Source organism: Nocardiopsis akebiae, assembly GCF_018316795.1.
Classification (GTDB): domain Bacteria; phylum Actinomycetota; class Actinomycetes; order Streptosporangiales; family Streptosporangiaceae; genus Nocardiopsis; species Nocardiopsis dassonvillei.
In genome coordinates this window covers 2,125,818-2,140,495 of the sequence record NZ_CP074132.1, presented here as the reverse complement: position 1 = coordinate 2,140,495, position 14,678 = coordinate 2,125,818, and the positions used below count along the sequence as shown (strand labels likewise).

Below are 14,678 nucleotides of genomic sequence, written 5' to 3'. Positions count from 1 at the left end.
CGTACTCCACTTCTCCGGTGTGTTTCAGGTGGTGCGACGAGCGCGTGGAGGGCCGGTGACGGGGTCGCGGTGGCCGTCGCGGATGATCTGCTCGAGGTCGCTGGAGCTGAAGCGCAGGTGCTTGCCGATGAAGGTGCAGGGCACCTGGCGCGCGGAGGCGCGCCTGCGCAGCCAGGACTCGGGGACTTTGAGCAGTGCGGCGGCCTCTGCGGGAGTGAAGACCTCCAGCTCCGGTCGGCCGCGCTCGTCGCAGCCCGCACGGTAGTGGCGTTTTCCCTGGTGGGGAACGCTTTCGCGGTAGCGCTCTACGTCTTGCCGTTCGGTGCCGATGCTCTGGCGCGGCATGCCGCCTGGTGTGGAGACGTCCCGGTTCACCGACACCCCTCCCCGCCCGGTTCTGCTTCGGTGAGAGCGGTCTCAGTGAGCAGGTGCCGCACGGCAGCGCGCGCCTGCTGCGGCACCACCCCGTTGCCGAGTGCCTGGAGTTGGGCGGTGCGCGGCAGGGCGAGACCAGGGTCGGTGACCCAGCCTTCGGGCAGGCCCATCATCCACTCGACCAGTGCGGCACTCAGCCGGGGCTGCCCCCGATTGCCGGGTTCGGTGGGCGGGGGCGCCGCTCTGCCGAGCACCTTCTCCCACCGTTGGATGGCGGGTTCGTAGGCGCCCCATGCGTACGCGAAAGGCACCGCTGCGGCTTCGGGGTGGGGTCGCTGGTGTGGGTAGCGATGGCCGCGGAGGGCAGTGTGCGGTGCCCGCGTGAATCCCTCTGCCCAGGACTGCCTTTGGTGCCGTCGCTGGCCAGGGGTGTGGGCAGCAGACACTCCGGGGTGCGGCTCCTGGTGTGCGCAGTGCGGATGCGTGCGTACGCGGGGGTGTGGGGCGGGTGGCACAGCACATCGCCGACCCGCACCTGACGTTTCTGTCGCGTGTGCTGATGCGGATCGGAGGAGCCCCGGTGACCGTCGCTGGCGCACGGGGTGGGCAACAACGAAGACGCGTTCGCGGCGGTGGCACGCGCCGATGTCGCAGGCGCGTACGCAACACCAGCTCGCGTCATACCCCGCGCGGGCCAGGTCCGCGAGTACGCGGTCGAGTCCTCGGCCTTTCCAGCGCAGGGCGGCCACGTTCTCCAGCACGAGCAGGCGGGGTCGTAGGTGGCGAACGGCGTCCATGACGTGGTGCCAGACACCAGAGCGTGTTCCTTTCTCGATTCCGGCGCCGCGGCCGGCTGCGCTGACGTCCTGGCAGGGAAACCCGGCGGTGAGCACCTGGGGAGGTTCCACTCGCGTCCAGCGCACCGTTGCCAGGTTTCCGAGGTTGGGGGCGTCGGGGAGCCGGTGCGTGAGCAACCGGGTGACGTGGGGGTCGTTGTCGGCTGTCCAGAGCAGCCGGGCGTTGCCGTTCAGCGCCGCGGCCACGCCCATGTCGAGCCCGGCATAGCCGGTGCACAGGGAACCGATCGTCACCGTGGTGGAACCAGGGGCGGCAAGCTGGTGCGGCGGCAGCGTCGCGGTCATCGGGTGCCGCCTCCGTCCGCTGTGCCGCCGCTGGCAGGACCGTGGCATGCCCACGGCACGCACCCGTCCGGCGCGGCATCGGTGTCGGCGCTCAGATCAACCTGGTCCAAGGGCGTCCGGGAGGGGTGGAGGAAGAAGGTGGTGCCGGGCGGCATGCCGTGCGTTGCCACCTGGGGGCGGCCGTGCCGGACCAAGGTGTCCACCGCGACCGCGTCGGCGAACACGTCCGGCTCCGTTCGCCTCAAACGCGCCCAGGACCGGTTAGAGCGGTGGGGGCATGCCGTACACGACATGTCCGCGGCCGGGTCCAGGCCGTGGTGGAACAGCAGCGCTTGGCAGTCCTGCGCGCTCCAGCCGAGGTCGGCCAGAGGTCGGTGCAAGCGCACGAACGAGGGACCGACGGCAGGCCCCTGATGAGCTTGGCCGGTGCCGGTTCCTATCGCGCACTGGGCCACGATGCCGTCGGGGATCGGGGTGGGGCGGGGGTAGCCGAGCAGGCGGCGGATGCGCTGGGTCAGGGCCATCGCGGTGCTGCGTGCGCACCCTTGGGGAAGGCGTCCCGAGGTTCCGTCGGGGTGGAGGGTGAACAGGGGGAGCAGCGGCATGGGGCTGCGGGGGTTGAGGGTGCGGTGGGCGATCGGCGCGATCTTGACCGCTTCCCAGCCGATGGCGGCCTCGGAGGCGATACCGCGCAAGCGGTCCAGGATGTGGTAGCCGCTGGCCGGGTACCACCCGGTGTCGGGGACGAGCACCGCGTCGAAGGGAGGCAGTGCCCGGTGAGCAGCCAGGAGGAGCAATGCTGCGGCTCCGGGGCTGCCGTCCAGGAGCAGCAACCGCAATCGTGGTTGCGGAGTGGGTGTTCTCATCGCGTGGTCGGCCGGTATCGAACGCCTCTACCCGTCAAGAGGACCGAGGGACCCGATTTCGCTCACTAGCAGTGCACGTAATGCGCACGCAAGGCTATCGCTGGCTGAGGTTTCAGAAGAACAGCGCCGCCGTCAACTCAGACGGCCTTTTCGACCACGAAGAGAGATCGCCGATGGACGAGAGCTACGTGCGCCTGTCAGTGCGTAGGGACCATGTGTGGGTACGCAGTAGAGGTTGCCTGAGGTGGTAGGAACTGCACCTTCCTCCTAAACTCAGAAAACCGCGCCTCCATCGAGGCTCTGTTAGACGAGCGCGACTGTACCGACGCTGAGTCCCTGCTACGCAGACGCAACGGCAGTAAGGCACTCATCGGAGTCATGAACGCGGTGTTGCACAGACTCAGCGACCGAGACCTCAGGCCTATGCCTAGGCAATACAGTCAAGTTGTCCAGTTGTTCGAGCCTAGGAGCCGGGATGTCGGGACACGCCAGCACTGCGCTCACCGACCGTGCTGGCACGGCAATCGTGGAGTTGATCGTCACCCAGGATCTGGGCTGGATCTTTCGGGAACAGACGGTCGTGGACCAAGGCGTTGACGGCCATGTCGAGGTTGCCGTCGAGGGTCACGGGACAGGGCGCTTGATCGCTGTGCAGATCAAGTCGGGCCCCTCATATTTCCGGCGCGTCAAGGGCGGTTGGGCCTTCTATTACTCCGCACGCGAGCGGCAACTGTGGCTCGGCCACGCCCTACCGGTGATGGTCGTCATGGTCGATCTGGACAGCCGGAAAGCTTACTGGCAGCGGATCAGTCCTTCGACGGAGCGGCAGACCAAGAAGGGTTACGCGGTGACGCTCCCCGTGGACCAGACTTTGGACACGGCTGCGGAGGCGTGGGAGCTGGCCGCGAGCGGCTTGGAGCAACGTGCTACCGAGAGGTACGAGGCGAATCTCGAAGTTCTCCCGCCTCCAGTTCGCGGATTGATCGAGACCGAGGGCGCAGGTGGTGCGCAAAGTGAACTCGTCGCGCTGCACCTTGCCGAAGGCCGTGCAAATCCAGCCGGTACTGCACAAGCGCTCATGACCGCACGACCGACGTGGATGCGCACCCAGACTTCCTGGGCCTGGCGCGCGTTGGCCTCTTACTGCGCTAACCACGACGCCATGCGCGAAGCCGCGGACGCACTGGAGATCGCGGCGGAGTCCGGTGGTGATGCATGCGGCGAACGCCTGGCTGCCGCTGCCATTTACAGCGCCGTCCAGGACAGGACCAGAGCAGGCGAGTTGGTGAAGGCGGCCCGAGAACGCGGCGGCGCAGACTTGCTCGTAGCAATCGTCGAGGCCGGGCTTGAACACCCGGAAGGTGATGCCTCTTCGCTGCGTATCGATGCAGTCCTCGCCGCCGGAGGGACGGACATCAGCACGAACGCGACTGCGCAGGCCTTCCTCGCCGAACAGGCGCTCCGAGCTCGTGACTTGGACAGGGCAGCCCGTCATGCCGAGCGCGCGTTGACGCTGGGACCAGAGGCAACCGAAGTCATGGCCCTCGTCGCGCAGATTTACGTACAACGTGCCTTGACCACTGATGCCCAAGTCAACGACATGACACGGGCAGTGGAATTGTTGAGTGCCGCTGTTGAGCAGCGTCGCCAATGGGCGGGGCCCACGCTCGATCTGCTGGTCAGTCTCGCGCGAGTGCTCACGCTACGTGGCGAGCACGGCGCTACACTGCGCTGGCTGCTTCCGCCACCGTATGGAACAGCCAGCTCTGGGGAGGCCAACGATCCGGTCCTGTTGCGGTACGCCCTAGGGGCGGCGCACTGTCACGGTTCCTCTGAACTTGTCGATTCGGTGACGGCTCAGATGACGGGCAGTTTCGAAGATCGGGTTGCACAGGCGCAGCTCGGTCTCCTTAAGCTGACCGAACCAGAGACGAAAAAGTTGTGGTCTGAAGAGCTTTCTCGAGCCGAGGCCGACCAGGATTGGGAAGCGATCGCTCAGGTAGTACATCGTCTTGCCACGTTGGGCGTCGATGTCGTTGATCGTCTCGATCCACTGATGCGTAACGGCATCCTCCCATTGGGCACTCAGCGGTTGCCGAAGGCGGTCCTTGTCCTTCAGCAACGCCCCGAGGAAGGGATAGCTCTGCTGCGTTCCCTGGCTTCTGAGGATGTCAGCGCGGCTGAGTACTTGGTCCAGACACTGGTGTCCATGGGCTATGTCGATAATGCTGCTGAGGCCTGTTCTGCAGCCTTCGAACGGTTCCGAAGTTCTCAGTTCCTGACACAGCGTGCCTTGATCATTTTTGACAAAGACCCGGAGCAGGCTGAAAGTGCCCTGCGGGAGGCATTGAGGATTGAAGAAGCACCTTTTGAGCAGCTTATGCTCGCCACTCGCCTGGCAAAAATCGCGACCGATGCTCATCGGTGGTCAGAAGCAGAGTCAATCCTGTCGACCGCGCTCACATACCAAGATCCTCCTCCGGACGCACTGGTATGGAACCTCACCGAAGTTCAGATCTTCGGAGCTGCTGGGGATCGGGCCGCAGCGACTATTTCCCGTCATCGCCCCCAATGCCGTTCCGAAGCCGAGGCGCGCCTGTGGGCGACTGCGATGATCAACGTCGCATGGGACGACGCCATCGCCTCGGAAGCAATCGCTTTGGCCTCTCGATTCTCTGACACTCCCGATCTGGCAACGGGTCTGCTGACGCATCTCGTCACAACGACCCGCACCGCTACCGATGAAGACACGACTGAACCAGATAGCTCCTACGACGAGAGCAACGTCCTGGAGACGACTCCTACTGATGACCGCCCCATGGTACCTACTGATTTGCACCGACGTGCATTCGAGGTACTCCAAGAGCTGATCGAGACCCACGGCGCGGCCACCGGGGCACAGGTCATCCAGGGCTCCTCGTCCGAAGAAATGATGGGAAAGGTCATTGAGCTGGCTCGAAGCTCCGCGCCACCGGACCTCACCGATCTGCTGAACAAGATCGCTCGCGGCCAATTTCCCGCAGGCGTAGTGGCATTCGTGGCCCGCACCACCTACACCGCAGTGCTAGTACGTCGGGCTGCGGGGCAGCTCGTCGCTGTCGCCGTCAACGACGATGAGCACCAGGGTGAGATTGAGGCTGCGACCAAGGCGAGAGAAGGTCCAGCAGTCGTGGATCTCTCAACTCTGCTCGTGCTCTCCCAGCTCTCAGATGCAGACATCCTCACTGGTCAGGTTTCCGCCATGCTTCTGCCTCGCATGGCTAAGCAAGATGTGCTGCGAGCATCAGTCGAAGCGCAGAGCCTGGGAGCAAGTACGGGCAGGCTGGGATGGGACGGTCGTTCCGGGCGTCCAGTCTTCTACGAACAAACTGGTGAGGAATACCGCCTTGTGCGCGAGCGCACCGAGGCGATGGAAGCTATGGTCCGGCGTACATTGGTCAAGGACGTAACTCCGTCGACGTTGTTCGGGGACGTGTCGGACATGATTCGAAATGCACCATGGACGGCCGCGATCGAGCTGGCAGCGCAGGAAGGTGTGCCTCTGTGGTGCGACGACCTCGCGGTGCGTCAACTTGCTCGGAGTATCGGTGTTATGGCCTTCTCCACTATGGCTATGGCCGAAGTGCTACGTGACTCGCGACTTCAGTCAGCAGCAGGGACTGATGAGATCGACGGGGCAGTCCAATTCGCAGCACGTGTCACGGAAGAGCTGCTGGCTGAGTACGTAGTCGACATCCCAGTCACCTTCGAGCAACTTACCGCTCAGGCATCAGCAGACGGCTGGGTTCCTGCAGCAGCTGCTTGGGCGATCTCTCGACCCGCTTGGTGGGGATGGCAGGAGGATCCGATCAATGAACTCCTGCAGCTGTATGCGACTATCAGAGAATCTGATGCGACACAACTTCCTGAATGGCAGTATGCCGCAATGTTGGGGGCCGCTCGATGGAGGTCAACCCCTGAGGAAATTAGCCGCATTTTGGCAATCCTTGCACTTCTCGGATGGGACCATAATGTCAACGACGAACCGGTTTTCGAAGATCTCGCCAAGAGCTGCCGCAACGCCCGTCGCGTCGCCAGAGATTTCGAAGATGCCGGCGATCCAATGCTAGCCCTCCCCGCAGCTCGTGCATTTTTAAGCGAGGCTGGAGTCGTCAGGTCTGAGGAAACTGTGCGTGCACTTATTGCTGAGCTAGGCTCTCCCCAATTTGAAGCCTGAGCGTTTCACGCTGAACCAATTTGAGACCAACCTGCACCATGGAAAAATTCTATGCATATTCAGCACCCAGAAGACCAAAAGACGATCAATCGCGCAGCAATAATTAACAAAAACGTGATGCACCAACAAAGACTAAGTCGAGGATAAAGCTAAAAATTCTTCCCTTCTTGGCGCCCTCACAGGACTCCTTTACGCAGGCCAGGGTGCTAATATCCTGCTGATTTTCTGCTCATTTGTTGCGAATCAAGTTGTGCTCCATGGAAACCCCGACACGAAGGGAGTTGCCATGCTGCACGACCAAGAGCGGCCCTTTGAGGTGCTGCGGCGTTCGGTGGAACTGATCACCTGCGGCTCTGGGCAGCCGACACTGCCGACCTGGGATCTGGACGAGGTCGACGCCCGGCAAGTGAGCGCTGCCCAGGTCATAGAGCTGTTGCGTCACGCCCCTCAGGAAGTCACTGACGCCCTCTGGCACCGCCTTTTCGCCCGTTCCCGGGCAGGCGAGGCGACCTGGACGGTGATCGCGGCCGGAGCGATGCTGCCGCGCATGGTGGTGGCCTGTTCCCGGTACGCGCGGGTTTCCTCCCAGCACATCCCCGACGTGGAGGCGGAGATGCTGACCGCGTTGCTGGAGCAGGTACGGTCCCTACCCCTTGAGGCAAGCGATGTGGGAGCGCGGCTGTGGTCGGCGGTGGCCAACACCGCCAACCGGTACGGCTACCGCCACGCCCGCGACGTGTACCGGTGTGTGGAGTACAACCCCAACGCGCACGCCACCGACCAGGCCGCCGACGGGCGAGGGCCGGTGACCGTCTTGGCCGATGCCGTTCTCACCGGAGCCCTGTCCCCGGTGGAGGCCGACCTGATCGCCCGCACCCGGCTGGAGCGCAGCACCCTGGCCCGAGTCGCCGAGGAACTGGGGTTGACCTACATCACCGCACGTCGCTGGCGCCGCTCGGCCGAGGAGAAGCTGACGGCCGGCCTGGAAGAAGAGAAGTCCACGGAGACGATGAGCGCTATCGCACCCTGAATTCCTCTTGATGGGTGAGGAGGGATCTCTCCTCACCCGCAGAGGAAGCACGGCAGCCGGGGCGGAGCAGGTATCGAGCGCCTACCGATACAGCCTTTGAGTGAAAGGAGGGATCGGCCCTCCGCCCCGGCCCTTTGGTTCGCGTGCCTTCCCTGCTTTCTGCGGGGTCTCACCGAATCGAGGTGGCGATCATGAAAGCTCTCAGGAGATGTCTTCGCCCAGTCCTGGTGGTCGGCGTGGTGACCGTGAGCGTCGTCCTGGCCTCAGCCGAGTTGTGGCCCGCATGGGCGCAGGAGGCCGAGGATCCGGGTGTCACTGACCTGGACGCCGTCATCACCAACATCCGCAACTGGATCGTCGGGTTGCTGGTGGTGCTGGCCACGCTGCTGCTGACCATCGGCGGGCTGCGCTACCTGCTCGCCGGCGGTGACCCGGGTGAGGTCAACAAGGCCAAGGACACCCTCAAGTACGCCGCGCTGGGCTACCTGGTGGCGATCCTCGCACCGATCCTGGTGCAGATCCTGCGCGGGTTCGTGGGGCTGTGATGAGACCGCGCCCGTGGGCTGTGGCGGTCCTGGTTCTCTCCCTCAGCGGCGTGGTCCTGGTCGGATCACCGACAGGCGCCGAGGCCGCACCGGTCCCCGCAGACGTCCCCGAAGAGCCGGGTGAGTCCGCGCCGACCGACCCCGAGGAGTGCGGAACCTTCGACTACGGCTGCCGGGTCTCGGTCGGCTTCTACGTGTGGGTGGCCGACTTCGTCGCGGAGAGCGTGGAGTTCACGATCACGCTGGCGGCACTGCCCGCGCTGTCCACCCCTGCCCCGACCGACGGGGTCAGGACCGCGTGGAGTGAGGTGCTGGCCGTCACCAACAGCCTGTACCTGCTGGTGGTCGTGGCTGCCGGGGTTTTGCTGATGAGCTACCAGACCGTGCAGACCTCGGCCGGGCTCAAGGAGCTGCTGCCCCGGGTGGTGTTGGGCTTCGTGGGCGCGAACACCTCGTTCCTGCTCACCGAGATGATGCGTGAGCTGGCCAACGGCATCGCGGTGACCATGCTCGATGGGGCCGCCACCGTCGACAACATCACCGAGACGCTCGCCCGGGTGCTGGGTGATCCCGGTGGTGAAGCACTCCTCGTGCTGCTGTTGATGCTGATCGGTTCGTTGCTGGTCTTCTTCTTCATGCTGGCGGCGATCGTGCGGATCGTGTTGTGGATCCTGCTGACCGCCATCGCCCCGCTCGCGCTGGCCTGTCACGCGCTCCCCCAGATCGACGGCCTGGCCCGCCTGTGGTGGCGGGCGATGGGCGCCCTGATGGTGATCCAGATCGCCCAGGCCCTGGTGCTGCGCCTGATGGTGGTGCTGTTCCTGTCGCGAGACGCCGCCCCGGACTTCGTCGAGGCGGCCCAGGGCGTCATGGACGTCCTGTTGATCATCTGCTGCATGTACGTGCTGGTGCGCATCCCCTTCTGGGCGTTCAAGCAGGTGTTCAACTACCAGAAGTCGCCCCTGGTCAAGGGGACCAAGCTCGCGGCCAGCCTGCTGGTCTTCCGAGGCCTGGGCAGGGCGTTCGCCGCGAAGAAGACCGCCGGGACCGCTGCCGCCTCCCGGGCAGCGAGCCGCGCACCCGCCACAGCGGCAGCGCCCGCCCCCACCCGTGCGTCACCGCGGTGGCGTCAACCCGAGCTGTCGAACTTCTCCGCACGGTTGCCGTATCGGCAAGATCCGCTGCCCGGGATCGACCGGCGGATCGACCGCCCTCAGCAGGCGCGGCTACGGGAGCGGCGCCGCTACCACCAGCCCGAGCTGACCCCTCCCCGGCAGATGCCGCCTCCGCGGTGGCGTCAGGAGCCGTTGCCGCAGTGGCAGGAGCCCACTCCCCGGCAGGAGATGTTGCCCGGAGCCCGCAACCTGCCACCGCCCCGGCCGCGACCACGCCCTCGGCAGCCCGCGTTGTTCGATCCCCCAACCCGTTCCCGCCCTCGGAGGAGGCCCTGAGTGTCACGTGTACGTATGCCCGCCGATGTGGAGCGCGAGGACAAGATCCTCGCCGGACTCACCGCCCGCCAACTGGTGATCATCGGCGTTCCGGGGATCGGCCTGTGGGCCGCCTACTCGGTGCTCGGCCACCTGGTGTCCCCGATCGTGGTCGTGGTCGTCGCGGTTCCGGTCATGGGCGCGGCGGTGGCCGCGGCACTGGTCCAGCGCGACGGGTTGAGCCTGGACCGGCTGATGCTGGCCGCGTTCCGGTTCGCCCGCTCCCCCAAACGCCGAGCAACCGGTGCCGCCCCCGCAGCGCCCCTGCCCTCCTGGGTCGGCGCCACCACACCACCGTTGCCCTCACCGCTGAACCTGCCCCTCCGGTCCGTCTCCGACGACGGTGTGGTCGACCTGGCCGAGCACGGCTGCGCCGTATTGGTGTCGTGCTCGACGGTGAGTTTCGCCCTGCGTACGCCCTCGGAGCAGAACGGGCTGGTGAACGGTTTCGCGTCCTACCTGAACTCGCTCAACACCCCGGTGCAGTTCCTCATCCGGGCGGAGTCGATCCGTCTGGACCCGTTGGTGGACGCGCTCGACCAGGCCGCGCCGAACCTGCCGCACCCGGCGCTGGAAGGCGCCGCTCGCGACCACGCCGACTACCTGGCCGTGCTGTCCCAGTCCCAGGACCTGCTGCGGCGCCAGATCGTCCTGGTGCTCACCGAGCCCGGGGATGCCTCCCACGGGGCCGTCTCGGTGCGGCGCCGTGCCGAGGACGCCGTGCGTGGCCTGGCCTCCGCTGGTTCACGTGCTCGTGTGCTCACTGGGCCGGAGGTCTTCGCTGTGCTCGCCTCGGCTGCTGACCCTTCCAGCCGTCACGTACCACCCGCTGGGCTGGCTGGCTTGGACACGGTCATCACCGGCCCCGCCACCGCTCAGGAGCCGTAATGCGTAACCGCCGGAAGCCCCAGACCTCGGCAGGTGGGCCTGTACCCGCTGAGGTGGAGGTCGCCGTCCGCCATCTGCGTGTGGGAGGCGGGGTGAGCGCGTCCTGGGCGATCACTGGCTATCCCGCCGAGGTGGGTCACGGGTGGATGGAGCCCCTACTGACTTACCCGGGGCGGCTTGACGTGTCCTTGCACATCGAACCGATCCCTGCGCAGACCGCCGCCGACCGGCTCAGGCGACAGATGTCGAAGCTGGAGGCTTCCAGCCGCACCACGGCGGAGAAGGGGAAGCTGGAGGACTTCGAGGCGGAGGTGGCCGCCGAGGATGCCCGGGAGATGGCTGCCTCGTTGGCCCGAGGTGAGGGCAAGCTGTTCCGGGTCGGGCTCTACCTCACCGTCCACGCTCGCACGGAAGAGGAATTGGCGGAGGAAGTCGACCACGTCCGCTCCCTCGCCGCCTCCATGCTGCTGGATGCCCGCCCCGCCTCCTACCGCCAACTCCAGGGGTGGATCTCCGGGCTGCCCCTGGGTGTGGACCTGCTGGACCAGCGGCGCAGCATGGACACCAGCGCTCTGTCGGCCGCGTTCCCCTTCGCCAGCCCGGACCTGGCCGTACAGACCAGCGAACGGGCGGTGCTCTACGGGCTCAACGCCACCTCCTCGGGCGTAGTGGTCTGGGACCGGTGGGCGTCCGACAACTACAACTCGGTCGTGCTCGCACGTTCCGGCGCGGGCAAGTCCTACTTCTGCAAACTCGACCTACTGCGCTCCCTGTACACCGGGGTCACCGCCGCGGTCATCGACCCCGAGGACGAGTACACCCGTCTCACCCGCGCCGTGGGCGGAACGGTCATCAGCCTGGGAGCACCGGGTGTCCACCTCAATCCGCTCGACCTAGCCCTGGACGCCTCCGCGCGACGCGACGCGGTATCCAGGCGTGCGCTGTTCCTGCACACCTTGATGGCGGTGATGCTCGGCGGTGCTCTGTCCGCACGGCAACGTTCCGCGCTGGACCGGGCTCTGGTGGCCGCCTACCGAGCTGCTGGGATTACCGCTGACGCCTCCACCTGGTCCCGGTCCGCGCCGCTGCTGGCGGATCTGGTGGCCGCTCTGGAAGCCGACTCCGACGAGCACGCCCAAGACCTGGCGATTCAGCTCCAGCCATTCGTGAACGGGTCCTACTCCGAGCTGTTTCGTGCTCCCACCACCCAGCGCCCGACCGGCCACCTGGTGTCGTGGTCGCTGCGTCAACTACCCGACGAACTCAAAGCGGTCGGCACACTGCTGGCGTTGGACTCGATCTGGCGGACCGTGGCCGATGCCACCCCTGATCACCCGCGCATGGTGCTGGTGGACGAGGGATGGATCCTGATGCAGGAGCCCGAAGGCGCCCGGTTCCTGTTCCGGCTGGCCAAGGCCGCACGAAAACGCTGGACCGCGTTCGGTCTGGCCACCCAGGACGCCGCGGATGTGCTCGGCAGCGAACTGGGCAAGGCGATCGTCGCCAACAGCGCGACGCAGATCCTGATGCGACAAGCGCCTCAGGCCATCGCCCAGGTCGCCGACGCCTTCGCCTTGTCGGAGGGCGAGCAGCAGTACCTGCTCACCGCCTCCCCCGGCGATGCCCTGCTGTGCAGCGGCGCGGATCTGCGGGTGGCCTACCGGGTGGTGGCCAGCGACGCCGAACACGCCCTGGTCACCACCGACCCCGCCGAGCTGGCCTCGACCCGTCCCGAAGAGAACACCCCGTTCGCGGGCCTGGCAGACGAGGACGAGGAGGACCTGCTGTGAGCGGCTGGCTCATCGACCTCGGAGAGTTGCCCGCGACATTGGGGGCCGCCATCACCGGATGGGCGTTCTCCTTCGGTTTCACGCTCGCAGCGGCTGTCCCGCCCGCCGTGGTCGGCCTGGTTCTCGTCCGCTACGTCCTGGGGTGGGCGCGGCAGTGGCGGTGGCGGAACGCTGCCCGCCTGGTGGAGATCCTGCCCCCGCCACGCAGCGATCTGGCCGGGGCCGAGGACCTGTGGCGTCAGATGCTGGGCACGTTGCGTCCGCTCTGGAAGCGCCTGCTGTTCGGGCAACCGCATCTGGTGTGGGAGTACTCCATGAGCGTGTACGGACTGCGCATCCGCATGTGGGTGCCGGGGCCGCTTCCGCCCGGCATGGTGGAGCGAGCGATCTCCTCGGCCTGGCCCGGGGCCTCGGTCACCGTCCGCACCACCGCGAGCCCGCGCCGGGATGTGTTCTCCCACGCCGGTGGAGTGCGCCTGGCGCGCCCGGACCATTACCCCCTCAAGCACCAGTTCGAGGAGGACCCGCTGCGCGCCTTGATCGGAGCGGCTGGGGACCTGTCCAAGGACGAGGAGGTCCTGGTCCAGGTGGGAGTGCGTCCGGTCACCGGGCGCCGACTACGACGGGCCAATCGCGCGGCGGCGTCGCTGCGCTATGACTACACCCCGCGCGGCAACGTGTTCGACGTCCTCACCCCGGGCCAGCACCGAGCAGCAAGCCTGTTGGCGCTGCGTCCCGAGGCCGGGCGTGAGATCCAGGCGATCCTGAACAAGTCCACCCAGCCCCGCCTGGCGACTCAGATCCGCTACCTGGTCACCTCCCCCGGGCGCGACGGTGCTTCCCGTCAGCGGCGGCGCGGGAGGGCGCACGCCGTGGCAGCGGCCTGGGCGGTGTTCAGCGGCCACAACTACTACCAGCGCCGCCGGGTGTGGGTCCTGCCCCGATACCGGGCCGAGGCGCGCGTCATGGGCTCCGGCGACCTGCTCACGGCGCGGGAGTTGGCCGCCGTCGCCCACCTTCCGTTGGACGAGACGGTTCCCGGGCTGCAACGGGCACCCGCTCGTTCGGTGCCGCCTCCGCCCCAGGTGGCCACCGACATGCCCCAGGCCCGGGTGCTGGGGACCGCCGAGCAGAGCGAGCGGCGCACCGTGGCCCAGCGCACCGCGGACGCGCGCCAGCACACCCACATCATCGGCGGCACCGGCGTCGGCAAGACCACGCTGCTCATGGGCATGGCCTTGGACGACATCGCCAAGGGGCGCGGCTGCGTGATCATCGAGCCCAAGGGCGAATCCGATCTGCTGCTCTCCCGGATGCCGGAATCGGCCCTGGAGCGGGTGGTCCTGATCGACCCGGACGACGACGCACCTCCGCCGAGCCTGAACGTGCTCGGCGGCTCCGATCCGGTGCGCACCGCCGACCTGGTCACGGGTATCTTCTCCCGGATCTACCGCGAGTCCTGGGGGCCGCGCACCGACGACATCCTGCGCTCGTGCTGCCTGACCCTGTCGGCCACCCCGCAGGCCTCCCTGTCCAACGTCCCCCGGCTGCTGGAGAACGCGAGTTTTCGCCGCCGCGCCACCGCTCACCTGGACGGTGATTCGGTGCTGGCCGGGTTCTGGCGCTGGTACGAGGGTCTGTCCGACCAGGCTCGTGCTCACGCGACCGCGCCGCTGCTGAACAAGCTGCGCGCGGTGTTACTGCGCGACTTCGCCCGTGACCTGCTGGCCGCGCGCCCACGCGAGGCGCTGGACCTGCCCGCGCTGCTGGACTCCGACGCGGTGATCATCGCCCGTCTGCCCAAGGGGGTGGTGGGCGAGGACACCTCCGCACTTCTGGGGTCGCTGGTGTTGGCCCAGACCTGGAGCGCCGTGCTGTCCCGGGCGCGCCAGCGCGAGGCCGAGCGCCGCGACATCGGCATCTTCCTGGACGAGGCGCACAACTTCCTGACCCTGCCCTACGGGCTGGGGGACATGCTCGCCGAGGCACGCGCCTACCGGGCAGGGCTGGTGATCGCCCACCAGGACCTGGCCCAGCTCCCCCGGGACCTGCGCGAGGCGACCAGCACCAACGCCCGCTCCAAGGTCTTCTTCGATCTCAGCCCCGAGGACGCCCGGGCGCTGGTGCGCCACGTCCATCCCGAACTCACCGAGCACGACCTGTCCCACCTGGCCCGCTACCAGGCCGCCGCCCGCCTGGTGACCCACGGGGCGCTGTCCCCGGCCTTCACCCTGCGCACCCGACCGCTCCCGCCACCTGTGCCGGGGCGCGCCACCGCCGTGCGCAAGGCCGCCCGAGCCAACCGCACCCGACCGTGACCGCCACTCCTCCTGGAG

10 protein-coding genes are annotated in these 14,678 nt (G+C 66.9%); 7 read left to right on the top strand and 3 right to left on the bottom strand.

Annotated features, from left to right (window positions below; translation table 11 throughout):
• Positions 1-24: 24 nt before the first annotated feature.
• The 3 genes from KGD83_RS09215 to KGD83_RS09205 are packed head-to-tail and all read right to left on the bottom strand — an operon-like array spanning position 25 to position 2,356.
• A complete protein-coding gene (locus tag KGD83_RS09215) occupies positions 25-375 on the bottom strand; it encodes a helix-turn-helix domain-containing protein (protein WP_249352249.1) in 351 nt (116 codons plus the stop codon).
• A complete protein-coding gene (locus tag KGD83_RS29090; protein WP_212643405.1) occupies positions 372-1,517 on the bottom strand; it encodes a DNA cytosine methyltransferase in 1,146 nt (381 codons plus the stop codon). Before KGD83_RS29090 ends, KGD83_RS09215 begins: the two co-directional genes overlap by 4 nt.
• Positions 1,514-2,356, bottom strand: coding sequence for a hypothetical protein (locus KGD83_RS09205; protein WP_249352247.1), 843 nt, complete (start codon positions 2,354-2,356; stop codon positions 1,514-1,516). The genes KGD83_RS29090 and KGD83_RS09205 overlap by 4 nt, the downstream gene beginning before the upstream one ends.
• 502 nt (positions 2,357-2,858) lie before the next feature.
• Between KGD83_RS09205 and KGD83_RS09200 the strand changes: the two genes are divergently transcribed.
• The 7 genes from KGD83_RS09200 to KGD83_RS09170 all read left to right on the top strand — a co-directional run bounded on the left by KGD83_RS09200 (position 2,859) and on the right by KGD83_RS09170 (position 14,660).
• Positions 2,859-6,599: a DUF4365 domain-containing protein gene (locus KGD83_RS09200; RefSeq protein ID WP_256448852.1), complete on the top strand. Its 3,741-nt coding sequence runs from the start codon at positions 2,859-2,861 to the stop codon at positions 6,597-6,599.
• 286 nt (positions 6,600-6,885) lie between these two features.
• Positions 6,886-7,629, top strand: coding sequence for a sigma-70 family RNA polymerase sigma factor (locus KGD83_RS09195; protein WP_212643403.1), 744 nt, complete (start codon positions 6,886-6,888; stop codon positions 7,627-7,629).
• Between the two features lie 191 nt (positions 7,630-7,820).
• Complete coding sequence (locus KGD83_RS09190) at positions 7,821-8,174, top strand: pilin (protein WP_249352245.1); 354 nt, start codon at positions 7,821-7,823, stop codon at positions 8,172-8,174.
• Entirely contained in the window at positions 8,174-9,625 is a 1,452-nt protein-coding gene (locus KGD83_RS09185) for a hypothetical protein (RefSeq protein WP_212643402.1), read from the top strand. Before KGD83_RS09190 ends, KGD83_RS09185 begins: the two co-directional genes overlap by 1 nt.
• Complete coding sequence (locus KGD83_RS09180) at positions 9,626-10,552, top strand: PrgI family protein (protein WP_249352243.1); 927 nt, start codon at positions 9,626-9,628, stop codon at positions 10,550-10,552. It abuts the gene before it with no gap.
• A complete protein-coding gene (locus tag KGD83_RS09175) occupies positions 10,552-12,342 on the top strand; it encodes a VirB4 family type IV secretion system protein (protein WP_212643401.1) in 1,791 nt (596 codons plus the stop codon). Before KGD83_RS09180 ends, KGD83_RS09175 begins: the two co-directional genes overlap by 1 nt.
• Positions 12,339-14,660: a type IV secretory system conjugative DNA transfer family protein gene (locus KGD83_RS09170; RefSeq protein ID WP_212643400.1), complete on the top strand. Its 2,322-nt coding sequence runs from the start codon at positions 12,339-12,341 to the stop codon at positions 14,658-14,660. Before KGD83_RS09175 ends, KGD83_RS09170 begins: the two co-directional genes overlap by 4 nt.
• Positions 14,661-14,678 lie beyond the last annotated feature (18 nt).

Coding starts and splice junctions, on each gene's coding strand:
- KGD83_RS29090 (WP_212643405.1), bottom strand. CDS start 1,517: ATGACCGCGACGCTGCCGCCGCACCAGCTTGCCGCCCCTGGTTCCACC.
- KGD83_RS09200 (WP_256448852.1), top strand. CDS start 2,859: ATGTCGGGACACGCCAGCACTGCGCTCACCGACCGTGCTGGCACGGCA.
- KGD83_RS09175 (WP_212643401.1), top strand. CDS start 10,552: ATGCGTAACCGCCGGAAGCCCCAGACCTCGGCAGGTGGGCCTGTACCC.
- KGD83_RS09195 (WP_212643403.1), top strand. CDS start 6,886: ATGCTGCACGACCAAGAGCGGCCCTTTGAGGTGCTGCGGCGTTCGGTG.
- KGD83_RS09185 (WP_212643402.1), top strand. CDS start 8,174: ATGAGACCGCGCCCGTGGGCTGTGGCGGTCCTGGTTCTCTCCCTCAGC.
- KGD83_RS09190 (WP_249352245.1), top strand. CDS start 7,821: ATGAAAGCTCTCAGGAGATGTCTTCGCCCAGTCCTGGTGGTCGGCGTG.